The following is a 14,588-nucleotide window of genomic DNA, read 5'->3' as shown; positions in this document are numbered from 1 at the left end:
GCGGCGGGCACCGCACCGGCCGGCGCCCGGCCGGCAGCGCCCGCCACCACCGACCCGGCCGCCGCGCCCACCGCCACCACCAAGGCCGCCCCGTCGCAAGCGGCCGCCGCCGCCCGCTGCACCGTCACCGGGCTGAAGATGACGCTGGGCCGGGGCGACCCGGGAGCGGGCAGCATCTACTACCCGCTGGACTTCACCAACACCACCACGCACGCCTGCACCCTCGACGGCTTCCCCGGGGTGTCGCTGCTGCGCGGCGACGGAAGCGTCATCGGCAAGCCCGCCGGTCGCCAAGGCGCCAAGGCGGCGGCGGTACGCATCGCACCGGGCCAGACCGTCGAGGCCGACCTGCACACCCTCAACCAGGGCATCAAGGGCGACAGCTGCTGGCGCAAGCCCACCCTGATCATGGTCTACCCGCCGGGATCGACCGAATCCATGACCCTCGCCACGTCGAACCCGGTCGTCTGCGGCGACACCTTCGACGTCGGCCCCGTGCACTGAGAGGACCGCCGTGACGGTTCACGGAATCGATGTCGCCTCGTACCAGAGCAGCGACTACAGCACCAGCGGCCTGGACTTCGTGTTCGTCAAGGCCACCGAGGGGACCGGCTACATCAACCCCAGGCACGCGGCCCAGGTCGCCACCGGCCGGGCGCACGGCCTGGTCGTCGGCCACTACCACTTCGCGCGCCCGGGCCCGGTGACCGCCCAGGCGGACTACTTCCTCGCGCACGCCGGCGCGAAGGCCGGCGACGTGCTGGCCTTCGACTGGGAGGACACCGGGGTGCCGGGCGCCGACAAGGACGCCTGGCTGCGGCACGTCCAGGCCAAGGCGCCCGAGCTGCGGGTGGTCCTCTACTGCAACCGGGACTTCTGGCTGCACCGGGACAGCACGTCCTACTGCGCCGACGGCCTGTGGATCGCCGACCCGTCGGCGCCCGAGGGGCATCCGCGGGTCGAGCACCCCTGGCTTTTCCACCAGTACAGCTCGGCCGGCGGCCTGGACCGCAACGTCGGGAACTTCGCCGGCCCCGGCACCCTGCGGACCTGGGCGGGCAGGGGCTCCGCACCGCGCTACGAGCCCTTCCCCGGCGCCGGCTGGTTCACCGTCGGGCGCCGCTCGCCGATCGTGGCGGCCCTGCACGACCGGCTCGTCGCGGTCGGCTGCAACCGCTACACCAGCACCGCCAACAAGGACGTCATCGGCTCGGGCGACGTGGCCTCCTACGAGGCCTGGCAGCGCAAGTACAACACCGACCACCACAAGGGCTGGACCGGGTCCGCGCTGAAATGGCCGCCGGGACGCGAGACCTGGGACGCGCTGCACGTCCCCAACGTGTGACCGTCCCCAACGTGTGATCGTCCCCGACGCCTGACCGTCCCCTGCCTGCGTGTGATCGTCTCCGGCCTGTCGCCCGAACGTGTGGCCAGTCCCGAACGTGTGACCCGGGCGGCGCGGCCGTTACGCGGCCCGCCCGACCGGGAAACGGCTCTGCATGGAGCCGATCGAGGCACTGGAGCGGATCGCGTTCCTGCTGGAACGCGCCGACGCGCCCGTCTACCGCATCCGTGCGTTCCGCAACGCCGCCGCCGTGCTGTCCGCGCTGCCGCCGGCAGAGCGGGAACGGCGGGCGGCGACCGGCCGGTTCACCGACCTCAAGGGCATCGGCTCCACCACGGGCAAGGTCCTCGCCGAGGCCGCCGCCGGCCGCACCCCGGGCTATCTGGCCGACCTGGAAAGGGACAGCGGCGGCCCGCTCGCCGAGGGCGGCACCGCGCTGCGCGCTGCGCTGCGCGGCGACTGCCACCTGCACTCCGACTGGTCGGACGGCGGCAGCCCGATCGAGGCGATGGCCCTCGCGGCCCGGGACGCCGGGCACCGGTGGGCGGTGCTCACCGACCACTCGCCGCGGTTGCGGATCGCCCACGGCCTGACGGCCGACCGGCTGCGCAGCCAGCTGGACGCGGTCGCGGAGCTGAACGCCCGCCTGGCACCCTTCCGGCTGCTCACCGGCATCGAGTGCGACATCCTGCCCGACGGCTCGCTCGACCAGGACGACGACCTGCTCGACCGGCTCGACGTCGTCGTCGCCTCGGCGCACTCCGAACTTCGGATGGCCGCCCCCGCCTTCACCCGCCGGCTGCTGGCCGCCGTCGGCAACCCGCTGGTCGACGTGCTCGGCCACTGCACGGGGCGGCTGATCGGCGACCGCAAGCGCCCCGAGTCGACCTACGACGCGGCCGCCGTCTTCGCCGCGTGCGCCGAGGGCGGAACCGCGGTGGAGATCAACAGCAGCCCGCAGCGACTCGACCCGCCGCGCCGGCTGCTGGCGCTGGCCAGGGACGCCGGCACCCTCTTCGCGATCGACAGCGACGCCCACGCGCCCGGCCAGCTCGACTGGCAGATCCACGGCTGCGCCCGCGCCGAGGAGGCCGGGATCCCGGCCGGGCGGATCATCACCACCTGGAGCGCCGACGACCTGCTGGCCTGGACCGCGACCCGCCGCCTGCCGTCGGACGCGCCGGCCTGAGAAAGAGGGCCTGCCGCGCCCGGCGCCCCTGACAGGCGCCGGGTGCGGCAGGCGGTCGTGGGGGTGCGGTGTCACAGGGTCGTGCAGACCGCCCCGTTGAGGGTGAAGACCGTCGGCGGCTGGTAGGCGCCGCTGTTGGCGCCGGTGAAGCCGAAGGTCGCCGAGTTGCCGCCGTTGGCGGCCAGGGTGCCGTTCCAGTCCACCGGGGTCGCCACCACATGGGAGCCCTGGGTGCTGAGGTTGGCGTTCCAGTAGCCGCTGACCGACTCGTTGCTGCTGCTGGGGAAGGAGAAGGCCAGGCTCCAGCCGGTGATCGGGGCGGGACTGGTGTTGGTGACCGTCACGTTGGCGTTGAAGCCGTTGCCCCAGCCGGCCGTCAGCGTGTAGGAGACCCGGCAGGGCGCGTCCTGCGGGGTCCCGGTGCGTACGGTGACCGGGTCCGAGGGCCGGGAGAGCCGGCCGAGGGAGTCCCTGGCCAGGACGTTCCAGGTGAAGGTGCTGCCCGGGGTGAGGTTGGGCACGGTCACCGAGCTGCCGGTGCTGCTGCCCAGGAGTTCACTGACGGTGCCGACCTGCCGGTAGACCTCGTAGCGGTCGACCTTGCCGCCGGTCGAGGGGGTCCAGCTGACGGTGGCACTGGTGGCGCCCGCGGCGGTGACCTCCGGGGCGCCGGGCGCGGTGAGCGCCGAGGACGTACCGGACTTCGGGTGCACGGTCACCGTGGTGATCGAGTACGGCGGTACGGTCCAGGTCCCGGTGTTCGCCGCGGTCGTGCTGTCGATGGCCGTGGCCTGGTCGCGGAAGGTGTCCACGGTCGCCGCCGAGCCGTCGGCGGTGAAGCCGGAGTAGTGCAGCGCGACGGTCTGCGCGTTCGCCGGGTCCTTGTTGATCAGCATCACGCTCAGGTCGCCGTTCGCCCGGTGCACCGCGTGTGCGGCCACCAGCGGGCTGCCGCTGCCCGCCGCGACCAGCTGGTCGCCCGGCTTGCCGAGATGGCTGAGCATCGAGATGGCGTGGTAGGGCGCGAACGGGGTGTTCAGCGGCGGCTCGCACACCGTGCCGACGCAGGTGCCGCTGGAGAGGATGCCGTAGTCGTTGTAGTCGGTGGCGCCGTCGGGGGCCGTGCTGATGGCCCCGGGGCCGTTGTGGGTGTCCCACCAGTCGACGGTGAAGACCCCGCTCTGCAGCGCGGTCAGGTACGCGTCGGCGCCGAAGAGCGCGTTGGGCTGGGTGTCCTCGAAGACGTTGGAGTTCAGCTCGGTCAGCGCGATCGGCAGGTTCGCCGCGCCTGCGGCGTTCAACTGGTCGTGCAGCTGCTCCAGTTCACCGCCCAGCTGGGAGGGGGTGTTGAGCATTCCGGCCGCGTCGGAGCCGCCCGGGTACCAGTGCACGATGACGAAGTCGGCCTTGCCGGCGATCAGCGGGATGACCGTGTGGTTCCAGTCGGAGGTCTCCCCCGAGGCCATCACCCCGTCCGGCCAGTTGCCCGGCAGCGTCAGGACCGCGCCGATCTTCACCGAGGGGTCCACCGCCTTCATGGCCGTGGCGAAGTCGGCGACGTTGGTGGCGTAGGCGGTGGGGGAGAGGTCGGCATGGTTGTCGGTCTCCCAGCCGCTGCCGTAATGGCCGTTCCCGTACAGCTCGTTGCCGATCTCCCAGTACTTCGCGCCGTAGCCCTTGGTCACGTTGGCGTAGCGCACCCAGTCCGCGGCCTCCTGCGGGGTGCCGGAGCCGTAGTTGGCGATGAGGATCGGCTGGGCGCCGATCTTCTTCACGGTGCCCATGAAGGCGTCGAAGTCGGTGCCGGGTGCCACGTAGCCGCCCGGCGCGCTGTTGTCCTTCCAGTGGTAGATGTCGCCGTAGGAGCCGCCGGGGTAGCGCATCATGCCGATGTTCGCCGCCGACAGCAGGTTCTGGACCTCGGGGACGTTCATCTGGGAGTCCCACACCGCGCTGTTGAGGCCGTAGGCGGTGCCGGGAATGGTGCCCTGCCCCTCGGCGGCGTTCACCGTGACGTCCACCGCGGCGGCCGGGTCGGCGGGGTCGGCCAGGGCGGTTCCGCCGCCGGCCAGCAGGGCGGCGCCGAGCGCCACGACGGAGGCGCAGGCGGCGAGCCGTCTGCGCAGCGGGGCAGAGCTGATCGAGGTGCCTTGGCGCACGGGAGTTCTCACCTTCGCGAGGCGGGATGTGGGGGGGCGTGCACGTGTGGGAGCGCTCCCATATTTGGCACGGCGGTGCTTCTTGTCAATGCCCCGGTCATGAACCGGAGCCGTCCGCCAACCCGCCGCTGCCGCGGCTCAGTCGCCGAGCCGGTCGATCTGCCGTATCCGGTTCGTCACGTCCAGCGCCGCGACCTTGTACGACTCCGCCAGCGTCGGGTAGTTGAAGACCGCGTCCACCAGGTAGTCCACGGTGCCGCCGCAGCCCATCACGGCGTGCCCGATGTGGATCAGCTCGGTCGCCCCGGTGCCGAAGCAGTGCACGCCGAGCAGCTTGCGGTCGGTGGGCGAGACCAGCAGCTTGAGCATGCCGTGCGCGTCGCCGATGATCTGCCCGCGGGCCAGCTCGCGGTAGCGGGAGACGCCCACCTCGAACGGCACCGACGCCTCGGTGAGCTGGTCCTCGGTCTGCCCGATGAAGCTGATCTCCGGGATGGTGTAGATGCCGATCGGCTGCAGGTCCTGCAGCCCGTGGGCCGGTTCGCCGAAGGCGTGGTAGGCGGCGCTGCGGCCCTGCTCCATCGAGGTCGCGGCCAGCGCGGGGAAGCCTATGACGTCGCCGACCGCATAGATGTGCGGGACCGCCGTACGGTACGAGCCGTCGACCGCGATCCGGCCGCGCTTGTCGGCGGTCAGGCCCGCCTTGTCCAGGCCGAGTCCTTCGGTGAGCCCCTGCCGTCCCGCCGAGTACATCACCGCGTCGGCCGCGATCTTCTTGCCGCTGGCCAGCACCGTCAGGGTGCCGCGCTCGTGCCGCTCCACGGCGGCCACCGTCTCGCCGAAGCGGAAGGTCACCGCCAGGTCCCGCAGGTGGTACCTGAGCGCGTCGACGATCTCCGCGTCGCAGAAGTCCAGCATCGCGTCGCGCTGTTCGACCACCGTGATCCTGCTGCCCAGGGCGGCGAACATCGAGGCGTACTCCATGCCGATCACCCCGGCCCCGACGATCACCATCGAGCGCGGCACCCGCTCCATGTTCAGCACGCTGTCGGAGTCCATCACCGTGCGGTCGTCGAACTCGACGGCCGCCGGGCGGGCCGGCCTGGTGCCGGTGGCGATCACGATGTGGTCGGCGGTCACCACCCGGTCCTGGCCGCCGGCGTCCCTGACGGCCACGGTGTGCTCGTCGAGGAAGCGCCCGGTGCCGTCCAGGACCGTGATCCGGTTGCGGGACAGCTGGTTGCGGACCACGTCCACCTCGCGGCCGACCACGTGCTGGGTCCTGGCCGTCAGGTCGGCGACGGTGATGTCCTCCTTGAGCCGGTAGCTCTGCCCGTACAGGTCGCGCTGGTTGAGCCCGGTGAGGTAGAGCACCGCCTCGCGCAGCGTCTTGGACGGGATGGTGCCGGTGTGCAGCGACACCCCGCCGAGCCGGTCGGCGCGGTCCACCAGCGCCGCCCGCCGCCCGAGTTTGGCCGCCGCGATGGCCGCCTTCTGCCCGCCGGGGCCTGAACCGATCACCAGGATGTCGAAGTCGCGCACCCGGCCAGTCTGTCAGGCAGGCCCGCGTCCCGTCACGGCTTCCGGCACGGCCCCGGTGGACGCGGATCGGCGGGCTACTGCAGGTGCTGCGGGCGGCGCATCGGGGCGCGGCCCGGTGGCTGCTCGGGAGGCGGCCGGTGGTTGACGGCGGGCAGGTCGCGGACCACCGGCTGCTCCACGGTGAGGGTGAACGGCTGCTCGAAGTGCAGGATCTCCAGCGGCTCGCCCGCGGCCAGCGTGTACGTCGCCGACTTCCTGCCCACCTCCACCTTCAGCCGCCTGCCGCGGAAGAGCAGCCGGAAGGCGATCCGGCTGAGCGCCTCGGGCAGCCGCGGCGCGAAGCGGATGGAGTCGCCGTCGAACAGCCGCATCCCGCCCAGGCCCGCCACCAGCGCGGTCCAGGTGCCGGCCAGCGCCGCGATGTGCAGCCCGTCGCGGGCGTTGTTCTCCAGGTCCTCCAGGTCCATCATCGCGGACTCGCCGAGGTAGTCGTAGGCCAGCTGCAGATGCCCGACCTCGGCGGCGATCACCGACTGGCAGTAGGCGGACAGCGACGAGTCGCGGACCGTCAGCGGCTCGTAGTAGGCGAAGTTGCGGAACTTCTGCTCGGCGGTGAAGGCGTCGCCGCGCAGGTACATCGCCAGCACCAGGTCGGCCTGCTTGACCACCTGCTTGCGGTAGAGGTCGAAGTACGGGTAGTGCAGCATCAGCGGGTAGCGGTCCTCGCCGGTGCCGGCGAAGTCCCAGGTCTGGTGCTTGGTGTAGCCGGCGGACTGCTCGTGCACCCCGAGGTCGTCGTCGTACGGCAGCGTCATCGCCGCCGCCGCGTCCCGCCAGGCGGCCGTCTCCTCGTCGGTGACGCCGAGCGCCGCCGCGTGCCGCGGGTGCTTCTCGGCCGAGTCCGCCGCCGCGGTCAGGTTCGCCTGCGCCATCAGGTTGGTGAAGGCGTTGTCGTCGCTGAGGGCGCTGTACTCGTCAGGACCGGTGACCCCGTCGATGTGGAAGGCGCCCGCGTGGTCGTGGTGGCCCAGCGAACGCCACAACCTGGCGGTCTCCACCAGCAGTTCGAGACCGGTGTCGCGCTCGAAGGCCTCGTCGCCGGTGGTGGCGACGTAGCGGACCACGGCGTCGGCGATGTCGGCGTTGATGTGGAAGGCCGCGGTGCCGGCCGGCCAGTAGCCGGACGCCTCGTCGCCGTTGATCGTCCGCCACGGGAAGGCGGCGCCGTCCAGGCCCAGTTGACGCGCCCGGTCCTGCGCGGCCGGCAGCATGTTGTACCGCCAGCGCAGCACCTCGGCGGCGGCCCGCGGCGAGGTGAACGCCAGCAGCGGCAGCACGAAGGTCTCGGCGTCCCAGAAGGTGTGGCCGTCGTAACCGGACCCGGTCAGGCCCTTGGCGGGAATGGCCCGCTCCTCCGCCCGCGCGCCGGCCTGGAGCACATGGAAGAGCGCGAAGCGAACCGCCTGCTGGATCTCGGTGTCGCCGTCCACCTCGACGTCGGCCCGCTCCCAGAAGTCGTCCAGATACTCCCGCTGCTGGTCCAGCAGGCCCTGCCAGCCGGTGTCGCGCGCGCCCACCAGCGCCGCGTCGGCCTGGTCGCGCAGCGCGGGCAGCGAACGCGTCGCCGACCAGCCGTAGGCGACGAACTTCTCCAGCCGCAGCCGCTGCCCCGCCTTGAGCACCGAGGTGACGGTCAGCCGGCTCACGTCGTCGCCGGAGTCCGCGGAGACCTGGGTGGTGCCGTCGGGACCCTCGACCCGGTGGTCGGCGGCGACCGCGAGGCGCAGCCGGCTGCGGGTCGTGGAGTGCACCAGGCGCAGCCGGGTGCCCGCCGCCGAGTGCTCCTCCAGCCGCAGCGGCGACTGCAGCGCGGCCGACACCCGCGGGTCCCCGGGGGAGTGAGGCACGTCCTCGTTGGCGGCCAGCTCCGACTGGACCACCACCCGCACCTCGTCGTCCAGCGGCTCGACCTCGTAGGAGATCGCGGCGACCGCACGCTGCTGGAAGGACACCATCCGGGTGGAGACCACCCGCACCGCCCGCCCGGCGGGCGACACCCACTCGCACATCCGGCGCAGCACCCCGGCCCGCATGTCGAGCTCCCGCTCGTGCCGGCGGACGGTGCCGTAGCGCAGGTCGAACGGCTCGTCGTCGACCAGCAGCCTGATGAGTTTGCCGTTGGTGACGTTGATGACGGTCTGCCCGGACTCCGGGTAGCCGTAGCCGCCCTCCGCGTACGGCAGCGGGTGCAGCTCGTGCAGCCCGTTGAGATACGTGCCTGGCAGGCCGTTGGGCTCGCCCTCGTCGAGGTTGCCGCGCCAGCCGATGTGCCCGTTGGACAGGGCGAAGACCGACTCGCTCTGCGGCAGCAGGTCCAGGTTCAGCTCGGTCTCGCGAAGCGACCAGGGGGAGACCTCGTAGGCCGCGTCGATGATCACGCGGTGGCCCCCAGCAGGTCGCCCAGGTCGGCCACCACCGTGTCGGCGCCGTGCCGCCGCAGCTCCTCGGCCTGCCCCGTGCGGTCCACCCCCACCACGTAGCCGAACCGCCCGGCCCGCCCGGCGTCCATGCCGACCAGCGCGTCCTCGAAGACCGCGGCCTCGTCCGGGCCGATGCCCAGGTCGCTCGCCGCCTCCAGGTACGTGTCGGGCTTCGGTTTGCCGCGCAGGCCCCGCTCCCTGGCGACGTTCCCGTCGATCCGCACGTCCATCAGCTGCTCGATGCCGGCGGCCACCAGGACGTCGCGGCAGTTGGCGCTGGAGGACACCACGGCGGTGCGCAGCCCCGCGGCCCGTACCGCCTCGGCGAAGCGGACCGACCCCGGGTAGGGCTCGACGCCCTCCTGGTGGATCTTGTCCAGCACGATGACGTTCTTGCGGTTGCCCAGGCCGTGGACGGTGTCGTGGTCGGGCGGGTCGTCCTCGTCGCCCTCGGGCAGCTCGATGCCGCGCGAGGCCAGGAAGGTGCGGACCCCGTCGGCGCGCGGCCGCCCGTCCACGTACTCGTCGTAGTCGGTGGCGGCGTCGAAGGGCTGGAACTCGGGGCCTTCGAGGTGGCGCAGGAAGTCGTCGAAGGTTTCCTTCCACGCGGCGGCGTGCACCAGCGCCGTCGGAGTGAGGACCCCGTCGAGGTCGAAGAGGCAGGCGCGGATGCCGCTGGGCAGGCCGATCTCGGTCATGACGCAGCTTGTGCCCGCAACATCCGCCGGGTATGTCCCGCGGCCGGGAAGTCCGCCCGACTCGCCGAACGGTCAGGCCGCTCGCTGGGCGCCCAGCCGGTTGATGTCCCGCGACGACAGGATGTGCGGCCCGGCGCCCTCCAGGCGTACGACGGCCAGCATCGACCGGCCGAGCAGCTCGGTGGTGGTGACCTGGTCGGGCGCGATCCGGTGCACCAGCGGGTAGAGCCAGGACGTCAGCGCGTAGATGACCCGGTAGGCGCGGGTGTGGGAGACCGCGCCGTGCATCGGCCTGATCCAGCCGGGCCGGAACATGTACGCCCGCATGTCCATCGCCAGCAGCGCGTTCTCGGTACGGCCCTTGACCCTCGCCCAGGCAGTCCGGCCCTGCTCGGTGCTGTCGGTGCCCGCGCCCGAGACGTAGGTGAAGGTCAGCTCGGGGTTGCCGGCCGCCATCAGCCGGGCGGCGGCCAGCGGGAAGTCGTAGGTGACCCGCTGGTAGACCTCGGCGGTGTGCCCGGCGGTGGAGACTCCCAGGCAGTAGAAGCACGCGTCGGCGCCGGCCAGCTCGCCGGCGACCGCCGACAGGTCGGTGAAGTCCGCGTGGGTGACCTCGTGCAGCTTGGGGTGCTCGACGCCCAGCGGGCTGCGCCCGACCGTGACCACCTCGGTCACCTCGCCGTCCAGCAGGCAGGCCCGCAGCACACCGTGCCCGACCATGCCCGAGGCACCGAAGACCACCACCTTCATCGCGGTCGCAGCCGCCTTCCCCGTCGTCCTTGCAGGTGCGGGGTCGCACCTGCGGGCCGGACGATAGTAACGCCCCTGCCGGGCGGGTCAGTCGGCGATGACCGCGATCTTGCGCAGGTAGTCGCCCGCGGTGAGCCGGCCGAGGATGAAGTCGGCGACGTCGGCCCGCGACACCGTCGGCACGCCGCGCAGCTCCAGCCGCTCGCCGTGCCGGTAGCGGCCGGTGCGGGCGCGGTTGGTGAGCATCACCGGGTACACCAGCGTCCAGGCCAGCGGGCTGCGGCGCAGCAGCTCCTCGCCCGCGGCCTTGTCGGCGTAGACCCGGCGCAGCGCCCGGTAGCTCAGCCGCGGCAGCGCGGGCACCTGCGCCAGGGTGTCGCCGACACCGAGGCCGGACAGCCAGACCACGCGGTCGACGCCCGCCTCCTCCATGGCGCCGACGATCCGCGGCGTCGCCTCGGCCATCAACGCCGGCGCGCGCAGGCCCTGCCAGCTGCGCTCCACGCCCAGCGCGCTGACCACGGCGTCGGCGCCGGTCACCGCGGCGGTCACCGCGTCCTGATCCGACGTCACCTGACCGATCACCACCCGCAGGCCGTCTCTGGCCGGTGGCGCCTTGGAGTCGTCGCGCAGGAAGGCGGTCACCTCGTGGCCCGCGGCCAGTGCCTGCGCGACGACCTGGCGCCCGGTGGCGCCGGTGCTGCCGAAGACCGCGATCCGCATGGTGTCCTCCTGGTGCTCGCCGGGCGCCGCCGTGCGGCCCGCCGCCGGGTGCGGCAGTCGGGTTCTCCCCCGGTCGACCGACCGGCCAGCCGGATGGGGAAGGCGGCGCACGGCGGCAAGGATGAAGCGGTCGTCACCTTCGCACGGACCTCAGGAGCCGTTTTGCAGACACGCCGCGCCGCCGTCCTGTCGGCAGCCGCCGCAGCCCTGTCCGCCGTATCGATCCCGGCCGCCTCCGCGGCGCCGCGCGGCACCGGCCGGCTGCGGCTGCCGGCCCCGAGCGGCCCGTACGCCGTGGGAACGGTCGCGCTGCGGCTGGTCGACACCGTACGCCCCGACCCGTGGGTGGCACAGCCCTACCGCGAGCTGATGGTGAGCCTGCGCTACCCGGCCGCCCGCACAGGTGGCCGGCCGGGCGCCCCGCAGATGCTGCCGGGGGAGGCCGCCGGGTTCGCCGAGCTGGCCGGCTACACCGGGGTGCCGGCCGCCGAGGTGGACTGGGCCGCCACCCTCACCCACGCGCACCCGGGCACGCCGCCGGCCGCGGGGTGCTTCCCGCTGGTGCTCTACTCGCCGGGCGCGGGCGACCCGCGCTCGCTGAACAGCACCCTGTGCGACGACCTCGCCTCGCGCGGCTACGCGGTGCTGGCGGTGGACCACACCTACGACGCGGCCGCCGTGGAATTCCCCGGCGGCCGGGTCGAACGCAGCGTGCTGCCCGCCGAGTTCGCCGAGGTCGTACCCGACCCCGAGCACCCGGACCCGGCACGGGTGGCGCCGCTGCTGCGCAAGGTCCTGCAGGCCAGGGTCGCCGACGTCCGCTTCGTCCTCGACCGGCTGCCGCAGGCGCTGCCCCCCTCGCTGCGCGACCTGCCGGACTTCGGGCGGGTCGGGATGTTCGGCCAGTCCGCGGGCGGTTTCACCGCGCTCCAGGCGATGTACGAGGACCCGCGGATCGCGGCCGGCGCGAACTTCGACGGCGTCACCGCCTACGTCATGGACGACCCCGACCGCGGCTACCTCTCACCGGTGGCGGAAGGCGGCCTGGACCGCCCGTTCCTGCTGGTCGGCAAGGACGGCAACACCCGCCGCACGGTGCCCTCCTGGGACGCGCTGTGGCGGCACAGCCGCGGCTGGCACCGGGGCCTGAGCCTGGTCGGCGCCGAGCATGCGACGTACACCGACGCCGAGACGCTCATCCCGCAGATCGCCCGCCGCCTGCACCTGCCCGCCGACGCCGTCACGGCGAACGTCGGCACCGTCGACCCGTGGCGCGCGGTCCGTGACCAGCGGGTCTGCCTTGCGGCCTTCTTCGACCGCTGGCTGCGCGGCCGCGACGACCACGGCCTGCTGGACGGGCCGTGGCCGCACCACCCGGAGGTGCGCTTCTTCTCCTGACGGCGCCGCCGCCCCCCAGCAGGGGCCGCAGGCCGTCCCGGCCGTCTCGTCGCCCGCTCCGCCGCCGGCGCACCGGGCGACGAGGACAGCGGCCCGGTGGCCGGCTCCGCCGGCGCCGGACTCAGCTCCCGGGGGTGACGCCGATGCTGACGTACGTGACGTCGACCGTGGCGGTCTGCGCGGTCGGGCTGGTCGGCGCCGGGACGAAGGCGACCGTGCCGGTGCCGTAGCAGGGCAGGTTCAGCGTCGCCGGGATCGCCACGCTGAGCCCGTAGGCCTTGATCTCGGTGTCCGGCGCCGCCGAGACGGCGGGGCCGAAGCCGACCAGGTCGCGCGTGGCCGACGTGCCGGTGTAGCCGACGGTCGCCTTGTCGGGGGCGGTGCCCGAGACCAGCTGCACCGACACCGTCTGGCCGGAGACCGGGTGCCCGGTCGAGGTGGGTGTCACCGGGCCGAAGCAGCCGACCTTGATGACCGCGTCGATCGTCGCGCCGTTGACCTGCCCGACGAAGGTCTGCCCCGGGCCGATCGGCAGCGGTGAGACCGCGGCGGCGCCGGCCGAGGACAGGCCGACCGTACCGGCCAGCACGGCGAGGGCCGCGACGGTGCCAAAGGAGCGTAAGTGGTGGTTCCTGCTGCGCATGTCTACCTCCGGAATGGGGGACCGGGGCCGTTCGCGACCCCGGGTGGCGAAGGGGCGAACCGTGCGGGAGCACCAGCATGCTAGCGAGCCCGGGACCGAACCGACCCCGGCCGTCGGCAGCCTGCTGCCGCCGGCGCCCGGTCGTACCACCCCGCTGGCGGGGCGGCTGAGGGCGCGGTAGGACAGGAGGTGCGAAGCCGCGACAGACGGGCAGGCGTCCTGTCGACCGCAGGCAGCCCCCAGAAGGGACGGACATCGTGGCACGACCGAAGATCCTCGTGGTGGGCGCCGGTTTCGCCGGCGTCGGGTGCGTGCGCCGGCTGGAGCGCAACCTCAGCAAGGACGAGGCGGACATCTGCCTGGTGACCCCGTTCTCCTACCAGCTCTACCTGCCGCTGCTGCCGCAGGTCGCCTCCGGCATGCTGACGCCGCAGTCGATCGCCCTGTCGCTGCGCCGCAGCAAGAAGTACCGCACCCGGATCATCCCCGGCGGCGCGATCGGCGTGGACACCAAGGCCAAGGTGTGCGTGGTGCGCACGCTGACGGACGAGATCGTCAACGAGGCCTACGACCACATCGTGCTGGCCCCCGGCAGCATCACCCGCACCTTCGACATCCCCGGCCTGGAGGAGCACGCCCGCGGGATGAAGACCCTCGCCGAGGCCGCCTACCTGCGCGACCACGTGATCGCGCAGCTCGACCTCGCCGACGCCTCGCGCGACGAGGCCGAGCGGGCCTCCCGGCTGCAGTTCGTCGTCGTCGGCGGCGGCTACGCCGGCACCGAGACCGCGGCCTGCCTCCAGCAGCTGACCACCACCGCGCTGCGCCGCTACCCGCGGCTCGACCCCAAGCTGATCAAGTGGCACCTCATCGACATCGCACCGCAGCTGATGCCGGAGCTGGGCGAGAAGCTAGGGAAGAGCGCGCAGAAGATCCTCACCGACCGGGGCGTGGAGATCTCCCTCGGGGTGTCGATCGCCAAGGCAAGCGCGGAGGAGGTCACCTTCACCGACGGCCGGGTGGTGCCCTGCCGCACCCTGATCTGGACCGCGGGTGTCGTGGCGAGCCCGCTGATCGCCACCCTCGGCGCGGAGACCGTACGCGGCCGGCTCGCCGTGACCGCGGAGATGACGCTGCCGGGCGCCGACGGGGTCTACGCGCTCGGCGACGCCGGGGCCGTACCCGACCTGGCCAAGGGCGAGGAGGGCGCGGTCTGCCCGCCCACCGCGCAGCACGCCATGCGGCAGGGCAAGAAGGTCGCCGACAACGTCATCGCGGCGATCCGCAACCAGCCGCTGCAGCCCTACCGGCACAAGGACCTGGGCCTGGTCGTCGACCTCGGCGGCCGGGATGCGGTCTCCAAGCCGTTCGGCATCGAGATGCGCGGCATGCCCGCCCAGGCCGTCGCCCGCGGCTACCACTGGTCGGCGCTGCGCACGAACGTCGCCAAGACCCGGGTGATGACCAACTGGCTGCTCCACGCCGTGGCCAACGCCGACTTCGTGCGCACCGGCTTCCAGTCCCGCAAGCCCGCCACACTGGCCGACTTCGAGTTCACCGACGCGTATCTGTCGCCCGAGGAGCTGCGCAAGCAGGTCGCCGACGCGACGGCGCGCAACTGCTGACCGCCCAGGACTGAGACCGCCCCGCGCCCCTCCGGG

At 72.9% G+C, this 14,588-nt stretch carries 12 protein-coding genes; 5 read left to right on the top strand and 7 right to left on the bottom strand.

What is annotated here, in order from left to right; all coding sequences use genetic code 11:
* The 3 genes from NFU81_RS32355 to NFU81_RS32345 all read left to right on the top strand — a co-directional run.
* Window positions 1-504, top strand: a 504-nt coding sequence (locus NFU81_RS32355) for a DUF4232 domain-containing protein (protein WP_251498113.1), incomplete at its 5' end; no start/stop codon positions are given.
* 10 nt (window positions 505-514) lie between these two features.
* Entirely contained in the window at window positions 515-1,345 is an 831-nt protein-coding gene (locus NFU81_RS32350) for a GH25 family lysozyme (protein WP_251498110.1), read from the top strand.
* Window positions 1,346-1,499: 154 nt separating this feature from the next.
* Window positions 1,500-2,534: a PHP domain-containing protein gene (locus tag NFU81_RS32345; protein WP_251498108.1), complete on the top strand. Its 1,035-nt coding sequence runs from the start codon at window positions 1,500-1,502 to the stop codon at window positions 2,532-2,534.
* Window positions 2,535-2,605: 71 nt separating this feature from the next.
* Here the strand turns inward: NFU81_RS32345 and NFU81_RS32340 are convergent, their stop codons facing one another.
* The 6 genes from NFU81_RS32340 to NFU81_RS32315 form a co-directional block, all read right to left on the bottom strand.
* Window positions 2,606-4,693 (bottom strand): cellulose binding domain-containing protein, encoded by a 2,088-nt coding sequence (locus NFU81_RS32340; protein WP_251498105.1) that lies wholly within the window; start codon window positions 4,691-4,693, stop codon window positions 2,606-2,608.
* Between the two features lie 138 nt (window positions 4,694-4,831).
* On the bottom strand, window positions 4,832-6,235 hold the full coding sequence (gene sthA, locus NFU81_RS32335; RefSeq protein ID WP_251498102.1) for a Si-specific NAD(P)(+) transhydrogenase: 1,404 nt from the start codon (window positions 6,233-6,235) through the stop codon (window positions 4,832-4,834).
* 74 nt (window positions 6,236-6,309) lie between these two features.
* Window positions 6,310-8,673 (bottom strand): glycoside hydrolase family 65 protein, encoded by a 2,364-nt coding sequence (locus NFU81_RS32330; RefSeq protein ID WP_251498099.1) that lies wholly within the window; start codon window positions 8,671-8,673, stop codon window positions 6,310-6,312.
* Window positions 8,670-9,413, bottom strand: coding sequence for an HAD family hydrolase (locus NFU81_RS32325; protein WP_251498096.1), 744 nt, complete (start codon window positions 9,411-9,413; stop codon window positions 8,670-8,672). The genes NFU81_RS32330 and NFU81_RS32325 overlap by 4 nt, the downstream gene beginning before the upstream one ends.
* 72 nt (window positions 9,414-9,485) lie before the next feature.
* Window positions 9,486-10,163: an NAD-dependent epimerase/dehydratase family protein gene (locus NFU81_RS32320; protein ID WP_251498093.1), complete on the bottom strand. Its 678-nt coding sequence runs from the start codon at window positions 10,161-10,163 to the stop codon at window positions 9,486-9,488.
* An 87-nt stretch (window positions 10,164-10,250) separates the two neighbouring features.
* Window positions 10,251-10,886, bottom strand: a complete 636-nt coding sequence (locus NFU81_RS32315; protein WP_251498090.1) for an NAD(P)-dependent oxidoreductase — start codon at window positions 10,884-10,886, stop codon at window positions 10,251-10,253.
* A gap of 162 nt (window positions 10,887-11,048) precedes the next feature.
* On the opposite strand from NFU81_RS32315, the gene NFU81_RS32310 reads away from it, so the two are divergent.
* Entirely contained in the window at window positions 11,049-12,284 is a 1,236-nt protein-coding gene (locus NFU81_RS32310) for an alpha/beta hydrolase family protein (RefSeq protein ID WP_251498087.1), read from the top strand.
* A gap of 121 nt (window positions 12,285-12,405) precedes the next feature.
* Here NFU81_RS32310 and NFU81_RS32305 read toward each other — a convergent pair whose 3' ends face one another.
* Complete coding sequence (locus NFU81_RS32305) at window positions 12,406-12,927, bottom strand: hypothetical protein (RefSeq protein WP_251498086.1); 522 nt, start codon at window positions 12,925-12,927, stop codon at window positions 12,406-12,408.
* Window positions 12,928-13,184: 257 nt separating this feature from the next.
* Here NFU81_RS32305 and NFU81_RS32300 point away from each other — a divergent pair, with 257 nt between their 5' ends.
* A complete protein-coding gene (locus NFU81_RS32300) occupies window positions 13,185-14,552 on the top strand; it encodes an NAD(P)/FAD-dependent oxidoreductase (RefSeq protein ID WP_251498083.1) in 1,368 nt (455 codons plus the stop codon).
* The last annotated feature ends 36 nt before the right edge of the window (window positions 14,553-14,588 follow it).

The sequence above is a fragment of the Actinacidiphila cocklensis genome (genome assembly GCF_907177275.1).
GTDB lineage: Bacteria > Actinomycetota > Actinomycetes > Streptomycetales > Streptomycetaceae > Actinacidiphila > Actinacidiphila cocklensis.
This window is presented reverse-complemented; position numbering and strand designations above follow the sequence as displayed.